Below are 9,479 nucleotides of genomic sequence, written 5' to 3'. Positions count from 1 at the left end.
CCAACAATCTCACGGGATCATCCCGGTCGATCGGCTGGGCAACTTCAACAGCTTAGCTCGCCCTCGGACGCGGAACCAAATCCGCTCCTCGGATCGAACCAGTGTGATCGCCAGGCGCTCCTCGTCCAACCTCGTGTCCCGGGCCCTTGGGGCTCCGGGTCGGTGTCCGTGTCGCTCTGACCTGGAATAAGTTACGTGGCACCAGAATCGATGTCAAATCGCCTGGTCAGGGCCGGTTCCATGATCAGCTGACGCGCTCGACACCGGCGCCGAGCGAACGCAGATTCTCGACGAACTCCGGATAACCGCGATCGATGTGGAATACGTCGTGCACCTCGGTGACGCCATCGGCAACCAGACCGGCCAGCACGAGACCGGCGCCGGCCCGAATATCGGACGACCACACCGGCGCACTCGACAGTCGCGGGATACCGCGCACCACCGCGTGATGTCCGTCGGTCCGGGCGTCTGCCCCCAACCGGATCATCTCCTCCACGAAGCGGAACCGCGCCTCGAAGACGTTCTCGGTGATCATCGAGGTGCCGTCCGCGATCGCCGCCAGCCCGATCGCCATCGGCTGCAGATCGGTCGGGAACCCCGGGAAGGGCAGCGTCGAGAAGTTCACGGCGCGCGGACGCTCGGCCTGCAACACCCGAAACCCGTCCGGTTCGAACGAGATTCGCGCGCCCGAAGAGCGCAGCTTGTCCAGCACCAGGGACAGATGCTTGGGATTGATGCCCGTCACCCGAACATCGCCGAGTGTCATGGCGGCGGCGATACCCCAGGTCGCGGCGACGATGCGATCGCCGATCACCTGATGTGTGGTGGGCGAGAGCTTGCGCACGCCGTCGATGGTCAGCACCGATGTGCCCGCGCCGCTGATCCGCGCGCCCATCCTGGTCAGCATCGTGCAGAGGTCGACGATCTCCGGCTCCCGCGCGGCATTGTCGATGACCGTTTCTCCCTCGGCCAGCACCGCCGCCATCAGGATGTTCTCGGTCGCGCCCACGGACGGGAAGTCCAGCCGGATGCGGGCGCCCTGCAGCTCGTCAGCGCGAGCGACCAGGCAGCCGTGCTCTATTTCGCTGGTCGCCCCCAGCAGCCGCAGGCCCGTCTGGTGCATGTCCAGCGGACGCGAGCCGATCGCGTCGCCGCCGGGCAGCGCCACCACCGCGCGCTTGCACCGCGCCATCAGCGGCCCGAGCACGCAGACCGAGGCCCGGAACTGCGTCACCGCAGGAAAATCCGCGTGGTACTTCGGTTCCGTCGGCGTGGCGATGGTCACCACGGAGCCGTCGACCGCGACGTCGCAGCCGAGGCCCCGCAGGACCTCGGCCATCAGCGGCACATCGAGGATGTCCGGACAGTTCGTGATCGTGGTCGTGCCCTCGGCGAGCAGCGCGGCGGCCATCAGCTTGAGCACGCTGTTCTTGGCACCACCGACCGCCACCTCGCCGACGAGCCGACTGCCCCCGGTCACCAGAAACCGTTCACTCACAGCGCCTCCTCGCTAGCGCTCGCCGGCGCTGTGCGTGCCGCACGCTGTGTTGAAGGTTCGCTCGCTTCGCTCACTCACGGGGGTCAGCCTAGTGGGCCCGACCGCCGATGGTGGCCACTCCGTCCGGGCATGGGCGGATGTCGCAGTCGAGCCGCGGGCGCATCGCCGCAGGGCTGCCCGGTGAATCCGGCACGGGCGGCCGGAATTTCCTTGAGTGGCAAGGGTATTGACGGACCGGTAACCTGACGGCTCGGTAGGTACCCAGCGTCGAGTACGTACCGGTTCGTTGATTCGGGGACACCCGGCCGAGCTCGCAGGCGCATCCACATCACCATGCCGCGTTCGGAGGCCGTCGGCCCCGTCGGAGTGTGGAGATTTTCGTGAAACTCACCTGTCCGGGGCCGGGCGTCCGGTCCCGCGCCGACGCACATCCGGCCCACTGACCCGCATGGATACCCACGCTCTGCACACGAGCTGGCGCGAGGTCGAGAAGGTCGGGGACCAGGCGGTGCTGTACTTCTACTCGCACCTGTTCATGGCGCATCCCGAGGTGCGGGAGATGTTCCCGGTGTCGATGGCCGACCAGCGCGGCCGGTTCTTCGCGGCGCTGGGCAAGATCGTCAGCAACGTCGACCGGATCGCCGCCGACGCCACCTTCGTCGAACAGTTGGGCCGCGACCACCGGCGCTTCGGCGTCGTCGCCGACCATTTCCCGGCGGCCGGTGCCTCCCTGCTGGCCACGCTCGAATACTTCCTCGGGGCGACCTGGACCGATGCGCTGGCGGCGGACTGGTCGGAGGCCTACGGCGCCGTCGCCCGGATCATGGTCACCGCCGCCGAGGCCGATGAGCAGTCGGCGCCGGCCTGGTGGGACGCCGAGGTGGTCGGCGTCGAGCGGCGCAGCATCGATGTCGCGGTGGTGCAGGTCCGGCCGACCGTTCCCTATCCGTTCGTGCCGGGACAGTCGCTGGCCGTGGAGATTCCCGACCGGCCGCGGCTGTGGCGCTACTACTCCCCCGCCAATGCGCCGCGCGCCGACGGGACGCTCGAGCTGCACGTGCAGATCGTCGCCGGTGGGCAGGTCAGTCCGGCGCTGGCGCGAGCGGTGCGACCCGGGGATGTGCTGCGGTTCGGCGCGCCCGTCGGTACCGCCCTGTGCGCCCCGGCGGAGGGAGGCAACCTGCTGCTCGTCGCCGGAGGCACGGGGCTCGCGCCGCTGCGCGCGGTGGTCGAACACCTCGACGAACAGTGGCATCGCACCGGTGCCGCGGCCGACGTTCAGCTCTTCCACGGCGCCCGGACCCAGTGGAACCTCTACGACCACCACCATCTGACAGAACTCGCAGGCACCCGCCCGTGGTTGCGCTACACCCCGGTCGTCTCGGAGGACCCGTCCTTCCGCGGCCCGCGCGGACCGGTGGGCGCCATCGCGGCCCGCGCGCAGCGCTGGGACGGCTACACGGCGCTGGTGTGCGGGTCGGGCCCGATGGTCGAACACTGCGTGAGTGAGCTTCTCGCAGTTGGCATGGCGCCCACGCACATCCGATACGAGCAGTTCGAATCCGAGGTAGATCCATGGCGCTGACCCCACGCGACATCGGCAAGATGCAGTTCAAGAGATCGGCGCTCGGTCGGCGCGGCTACGACGAGGGCGAGGTCGACCGCTTCCTGCGCAAGGTCGCCGCCGAGCTGGGAAATCAGGTGGCCGCCAACAAACGTATGGCCGAGCAGCTGAAGTTCGGCGGCCAGGAGGCCCTGGTGGCCAACAACGAGTACCTCGCCACTCGGGTCGCCGAGTTGGAGAACCGGCTCCAGCACGGCGCGCCGGTCGGCAATGCCACCGTCGACGCGCTGCGCGGCGAGGTGGACATGCTGCAGCGGGAGAACCGCTGGCTGCGCGAGGAATCGGAGAAGGACGTGACGGGCGTGACCTCCCGCGCGATCAACCTGCTCAGCCAGGCTCAGCTCTCCGCCGAGACCACGGTCAGCGAAGCGGAGACCTACGCGCGCGAACTCGTCACCGCGGCCCGGGAGCAATACGCCGAAATCCTGCGCCAGGCACAGGAATCCGCGGCCCAGGCCGCCGACGGGATGGCCTCGCTGACCACGGTGCCGCCGGGAGCGCCCGAACCGGCGCCGGCCGAGATCGAGTATGTCCGTGCCTACGCACAGGTCGCGCAGAAGCAGATGCAGACGATCATCGATGCGCTGTGCACGGAGATCGACAAGCTGGGCCGGGCCGCGGCGCCGCCTGCTCGATCGGAAAGTGCCTCGCCGTGGTTCCGATCGCGGGAGGACGCTGCGCCGACCGGCGCCGCCTACGCCACCGCCGCCGCGGCGACCGCCACCCGAGCGACCCCGAACCCCGCCGTGCCGGTCGTCCGGACCGGCACGCCGATGCCGAGCCGGGCACAGCTCGCCCGCACGGACGAACTCGGCATCCAGCGGCCGGCGCGGGAACCGAACACCGACAACTAGCCCGAACATGTTGCACTACAGTTGATTTCACGTTCTACAGATTCGAGGGGGAACGCCGCCATGGCGCAATCCATCTACGACCAACTCGGCGGAGCCGAGGCCATCGCCGCCGTCGTCGACGACTTCTACGTGCGGGTGCTCGACGACCCGGACCTGGTGGGGTTCTTCAGCGGGGTGAACATGTCCCGGCTCAAGGGCCTGCAGACCGAATTCTTCGGCGCCGCGCTGGGCGGGCCGGAGCCCTACACCGGTGCCGCCATGGCGGAGGTGCACCGCGGGCGCGGCATCGCACAGCAGCACTTCGACAAGGTCGCCGCCCACCTGACCGAATCCCTGCTCGCCGCCGGCGTCCCCGAGGACGTGACGGGGCAGATCATCGGCGCCGTCGCACCGCTGGCCGACGACATCGTGAGTTCCGGAGCCTGAGCTAGGACTCCGAGCCGTCGGCGGAGCCGCCCGGGCGCCAGAGCACATCGCCGTCCGGGTTGGCCACCCTGCCCAGGATGAACAGCAGATCCGACAGCCGGTTCAGGTATTTCGCGGGCAGCACCGAGGTGTCGTCGGGGTACGCCGCGACCGCCGCCCACGCCGAGCGCTCGGTGCGGCGGGCCACCGTCCGCGCGGTGTGCAGCAGGGCGCCCAGCGGCGTGCCGCCGGGCAGGATGAACGAATTCAGGGGTGCCAGCTCGGCATTGAATTCGTCGCACCACTGCTCGAGGCGGTCGATATATGCCTGGGTGATGCGCAGCGGCGGATACTTCGGCTCCGCCACCACCGGGGTGGACAGGTCGGCGCCCGCGTCGAAGAGGTCGTTCTGCACCTGCCGCAGCACCTGCGCGATCTCCGGGCCCGGCGCACCCAGCGCGATCGCGACACCGATCGCCGCATTGGTCTCGTCGCAGTCGGCGTAGGCCACCAGCCGCGGGTCGGTCTTGGCCACCCGGGAGAAATCGCTCAGCCCGGTGCTGCCGTCGTCGCCGGTGCGGGTATAGATCCGAGTCAGGTGCACGCTCACACATTCACCCTACGGGTCCCGGCAAAGAGCGCGCCGGGAATGGGAGGGGGAGCCAGCGGCCTCGGAGCCAGAGGACGTGGGCGGCGGCCTCGGAGCCAGAGAGGCGCGGACGGCGGGCTAGGAACCCAGAGAAGCGCGGACGGCGAGCTAGGAACCCAGAGAAGCGCGGACGGCGAGCTAGGAACCCAGAGAAGCGCGGACGGCGAGCTAGGAACCCAGAGAAGCGCGGACGGCGAGCTAGGAACCCAGAGAAGCGCGGACGGCGGGCTAGGAACCCAGAGAAGCGCGGACGGCGGGCTAGGAACCTGAGAGGCGGGGTGGGCGGCGGCGGATGCGCTCGGACGGGCGGGACTCGACCCAGGAGAGGAAGGCCGCCAGGGCGCCGCGGTCCAGCGCCAGTTCGTAGCTGCCGTCGCCGTCGGACACCGCGATCACGATGATGTCGTCGGTCATGATGTCGTATTCGTCGCCGACCGGGCCGCGCCGGTCCACGACCTCGATGCCCAGGCGACGGATCGCGGCATCGGCCCCCAGTTTCAGGCTGGTCAGCTTGAAGAAGACCAATCGGTCCTCGTCGTAGCGAATCAAACCGTGGCGCCAGCCCTGGCCGCCCTTGGCGGGCAATATGCGCAGGATCGCGGCGGTACCGCCGCGGCGCAACATGACGAACCGATAGATCGAAATCAGCGCCAGGGCGACGAGCAGCAGCACCAGAATGAGAAGAAGCACCATCCCGGTCCGCAATCCAGGTCCGTCCCTTCGCCTTTGCCCCTGTGCTGTTGCGAGTGCCGTGCCATCCCGAACAAGGTCACCGTTGGGGCGAGTCTACAAACCGGTCCGTCCAGGGTCGCGCCCGGTACACCTCGCGTGCGCTCGATCCTAACGGTGGGCGGAACTCCACGGGCCGGGTCACGGAAAGGACCTGGTACGCAAGGGATTCTGGAGAGAGTAGAACGAGCGGGCTACAGGCTGGGCGAATGCGGGCCCGGCGGTGCGCCGAATACGGCGCCGCCGGACCCGCGGCACCGGGTTCGTCAGCCCATGCTGAACGGCGCGCCCCACACCGTGAGCATGCTTTCTCCGGCATCGGTCGAGACATCGGCCATCGTGAACGCCCGGGCCTGCGCATACCCTCCGCAGCCGTTGACGGCGAACGTCTCGTCGGTCCACCTGACGCTCGCGTGCGAACCCTTCACCGTCGGATGCCTCTTGTGGTCCTCGTTGCCGTAATCGTCCGGCTGCTCGATATCCAGCAAATACCGGGCGACGGCCTGGCCGGGCCCGAGGGTCAGCGTCTCCGTGGCACCGATGACCGGCGGTTGCGGCGTCAGTCCACCGTTCGCACCAGCCTTGGTGCCCTGGGTATCGGTCTCCTCCGAATTCAGCGAGGCGATATCGACCTGGCATCCGACGACATATCCGGGATTCAATTGGATACTGGCGCTGCTCGCGCCCGGTCCGGACACGTCCGCGACGACGCGGCCGCTCGTCCAGACATTGCGATGCAGTGGTGTCGCACCCATCGAGCCACTGATCGTTGCCGACTCGTCCACGATGGACAGCGTGACCTCGGTCCCGTCGCCCAGCGTGGTGGTGATCGAACCGCCGGGCAGCGGAATGAAGGTGTCGGCATTCGCGGCACCCGAGGAACACAGGCCAATCCCGACAGCGATCGCGACCGCCAGTCCCGTCAGCCGGCCACATCGCAAAGCATTACTGCGGATCATGCGTTTCCTTTCGCATTCTGTGGCCGATGTCAGCCGATGCTGAACGGCTGCCCGTAGAGAGTGAGTTTCTGGTAGTCGGGGCCGATGACCTCGACCACGGCGAAGCTGCGTGCCTGCGCATAGCCGGCGCACCCCTGCACATCCATGGGGACGTCCCGGTAATTCAGGTAGTACTGCCCGGACTTCTTCATGTCCTTGTTGTTGATCTGAACCCACTTCACCTCGCCGGGACTGATCGGGAACGACAGACCGGCGGCCGCCGACGGGGTCTGCGACAGCGTCACGGCCAGTGACGGGCCGAAATTTCCCAGTGCCACTTGGCATCCGACGAGATAGCCGACGGTGAGCCCGGAGGCGCCGTGTGTCGACGAGTTGTTCGTCCCCGGCTCGTTCAGCGCGCCGTTGTTGGGCCCGACCTCACCGTCCGGGGTTTCGATATCGACCGTGACGTTGCCGCTCACCCACGTCGTACGACCGGCTCCGTTGGCTGCCAGCGATGGCGAGATGACCGCGCGCTCACCGACATTGGTAATTTTCACGCCGGGGCGCTCGATATGCCCGTCCGGCAACGGCACGAACGTATCGGCCCGAGCCGCTCCGGGCGACCACAAACCGACCGCGGTCATAACAATTGCCGCGGCCGCGCCGAATCGCGCGATCCACCGTGGCCCTATTCCCTGGTACTTGTTCATCCACCCCTCGCTCAATCGTGACGAGGTCGCCCGGTACCGCCGATGGCGACCACGCGTGCGCCAACCAACCAGTGCTGAGGTAATGCTCGGTACTTCAGGTGAAGCTGAAAAGCTTATGAAAAGGGCCGACAGGAAATCCGGCCGTTCGGTCACGATCGGACCGTTGCCAGATGTTAACAGCAAAGGCCCCCAGGGCAATTCCCCGGGGGCCTTCGCTGGATAATTCGGCGCGTTATCGGGCGCTCACGGCCTCCGCCGCACGCACCTGTCCGCGCGCCAGACTCTGCTCCTGCTCGGACGCATTCGGATCGGCGAGCACCGCCCGCGCGGCCGCGACATCCACATCGGCGGCGAATTCCGCCGATTCGGCGAGAATCCGCACGGTCGACGCCGTCACCGAGAAGAAGCCACCGTGCACGGCGGCGACGATGCGCTCGCCCTCGGTGCTGACGATGGTCACGGTGCCGCCCTCGACCAGCTGGCCGAGCAGCGGCTCGTGGCCGGGCAGAATACCGATCTGTCCCTCGATGGTCTCGGCGATGACGAGACTCGCCTTCCCCGACCACAGCCGCCGTTCGATGGCGACCAGATCAACTGACATCTCCGCCATGGTGGACTACTTTCCGGCGATCTTCTTCGCGGCCGCCTCGACGTCGTCCAGGCCACCGCAGGAGTTGAACGCCTGCTCCGGCAGGTGATCGAATTCGCCCTTGCAGACCCGGTCGAAGTCGTCGATGGTCTGCTCCAGCGGCACCACCGAACCCACCTGACCGGTGAACTTCTCGGCCACGATGAAGTTCTGGCCGAGGAACTTCTCCAGGCGACGGGCGCGGCCGACGAGGACCTTGTCCTCCTCGGACAGCTCGTCCATACCCAGAATGGCGATGATGTCCTGAAGTTCCTTGTACTTCTGCAGGATTCGCTTGACCTCGTTCGCCACCGCGAAGTGCCGGTCGCCGACGATCGAGGCCTCGAGAATGCGCGAGGTCGAGGTCAGCGGGTCGACGGCGGGGTAGATACCCTTCTGCGAAATCGGGCGGGAGAGCTCGGTGGTCGCATCCAGATGGGCGAAGGTGGTGGCCGGCGCCGGGTCGGTGTAGTCGTCGGCGGGCACGTAGATCGCCTGCATCGAGGTGATCGAGCGACCACGGGTCGAGGTGATGCGCTCCTGCAGCTGACCCATCTCGTCGGCCAGGGTCGGCTGGTAACCGACGGCGGAAGGCATGCGGCCCAGCAGGGTCGACACCTCGGAACCCGCCTGGGTGAAACGGAAGATGTTGTCGATGAACAGCAGCACGTCCTGGCCCTGCACATCGCGGAAGTACTCCGCCATGGTCAGCGCGGACAGCGCCACGCGCATACGGGTGCCCGGCGGCTCGTCCATCTGGCCGAAGACGAGGGCGGTGTCCTGCAGGACGCCCATCTCTTCCATTTCCAGGTGGAGGTCGGTGCCCTCACGGGTGCGCTCGCCGACGCCCGCGAACACCGAGGTGCCGGAGAACTCGCGCGCGATACGGGTGATCATCTCCTGGATCAGCACGGTCTTGCCGACACCGGCGCCACCGAACAGGCCGATCTTGCCACCCTTCACGTATGGGGTGAGCAGGTCGATGACCTTGACGCCGGTCTCCAGGATCTCGGTCTTGCCCTCGAGCTGGTCGAACGCGGGCGGCTGGCGGTGGATGCCCCACTGCTCGCCGTCGCGGCCGGTGCCCGGGGAGTCCAGGCAGTCGCCGAGGGCGTTGAAGACGTGGCCCTTGACGACGTCGCCGACCGGAACCGAGATCGGCTTGCCGGTGTCCGACACCGGCACGCCGCGGACCAGGCCGTCGGTCGGCTGCATCGAGATGCAGCGAACCAGGTTGTCGCCGAGGTGCTGGGCGACCTCGAGGGTCAGAGTCTTCGCCACCGACGGGAGGGTGATCTCCGCGTGCAGGGCGTTGAACAACTCGGGAATGGCACCCCGCGGGAACTCGACGTCCACGACGGGGCCGATGACCCGGGCGACGCGGCCTGTGCCAGCGCCCGCCCGGCTCGTGCTATCTGCAGTAACTGCTGCGGTCATTTGT

General features: G+C 67.8%; 10 protein-coding genes. 3 read left to right on the top strand and 7 right to left on the bottom strand.

Features of this window, described 5'->3' with window-relative positions:
• Positions 1-244: 244 nt before the first annotated feature.
• Complete coding sequence (gene murA, locus NM1_RS32775; protein ID WP_068029034.1) at positions 245-1,498, bottom strand: UDP-N-acetylglucosamine 1-carboxyvinyltransferase; 1,254 nt, start codon at positions 1,496-1,498, stop codon at positions 245-247.
• 448 nt (positions 1,499-1,946) lie between these two features.
• On the opposite strand from murA, the gene NM1_RS32770 reads away from it, so the two are divergent.
• From NM1_RS32770 to NM1_RS32760, 3 genes are read left to right on the top strand one after another with little or no spacing between them, the layout of a single operon-like run.
• Complete coding sequence (locus NM1_RS32770; RefSeq protein WP_068029031.1) at positions 1,947-3,083, top strand: globin domain-containing protein; 1,137 nt, start codon at positions 1,947-1,949, stop codon at positions 3,081-3,083.
• Positions 3,074-3,976, top strand: coding sequence for a DivIVA domain-containing protein (locus NM1_RS32765; protein WP_068029028.1), 903 nt, complete (start codon positions 3,074-3,076; stop codon positions 3,974-3,976). The genes NM1_RS32770 and NM1_RS32765 overlap by 10 nt, the downstream gene beginning before the upstream one ends.
• 60 nt (positions 3,977-4,036) lie before the next feature.
• Entirely contained in the window at positions 4,037-4,402 is a 366-nt protein-coding gene (locus NM1_RS32760; protein ID WP_068029024.1) for a group I truncated hemoglobin, read from the top strand.
• 1 nt (position 4,403) lies between these two features.
• Here the strand turns inward: NM1_RS32760 and NM1_RS32755 are convergent, their stop codons facing one another.
• From NM1_RS32755 to atpD, 6 genes are all read right to left on the bottom strand, one after another.
• Positions 4,404-4,991, bottom strand: a complete 588-nt coding sequence (locus tag NM1_RS32755) for a cob(I)yrinic acid a,c-diamide adenosyltransferase (RefSeq protein WP_068029021.1) — start codon at positions 4,989-4,991, stop codon at positions 4,404-4,406.
• 297 nt (positions 4,992-5,288) lie between these two features.
• A complete protein-coding gene (locus tag NM1_RS32750; protein ID WP_068029017.1) occupies positions 5,289-5,723 on the bottom strand; it encodes a DUF2550 domain-containing protein in 435 nt (144 codons plus the stop codon).
• 302 nt (positions 5,724-6,025) lie between these two features.
• Positions 6,026-6,718, bottom strand: a complete 693-nt coding sequence (locus NM1_RS32745; protein WP_068029014.1) for an MspA family porin — start codon at positions 6,716-6,718, stop codon at positions 6,026-6,028.
• Positions 6,719-6,747: 29 nt separating this feature from the next.
• A complete protein-coding gene (locus NM1_RS32740; protein WP_068029011.1) occupies positions 6,748-7,410 on the bottom strand; it encodes an MspA family porin in 663 nt (220 codons plus the stop codon).
• A gap of 232 nt (positions 7,411-7,642) precedes the next feature.
• Positions 7,643-8,020, bottom strand: a complete 378-nt coding sequence (locus tag NM1_RS32735) for a F0F1 ATP synthase subunit epsilon (protein ID WP_068029008.1) — start codon at positions 8,018-8,020, stop codon at positions 7,643-7,645.
• Positions 8,021-8,026: 6 nt separating this feature from the next.
• The gene (gene atpD, locus NM1_RS32730; RefSeq protein WP_068029005.1) at positions 8,027-9,475 is read right to left on the bottom strand and encodes a F0F1 ATP synthase subunit beta; all 1,449 of its coding nucleotides are present in this window, start codon (positions 9,473-9,475) and stop codon (positions 8,027-8,029) included.
• Between the last annotated feature and the right edge of the window lie 4 nt (positions 9,476-9,479).

Origin of the sequence: Nocardia mexicana NBRC 108244 (assembly GCF_001613165.1) — a bacterium.
Lineage (GTDB): Bacteria > Actinomycetota > Actinomycetes > Mycobacteriales > Mycobacteriaceae > Nocardia > Nocardia mexicana.
This window is presented reverse-complemented; position numbering and strand designations above follow the sequence as displayed.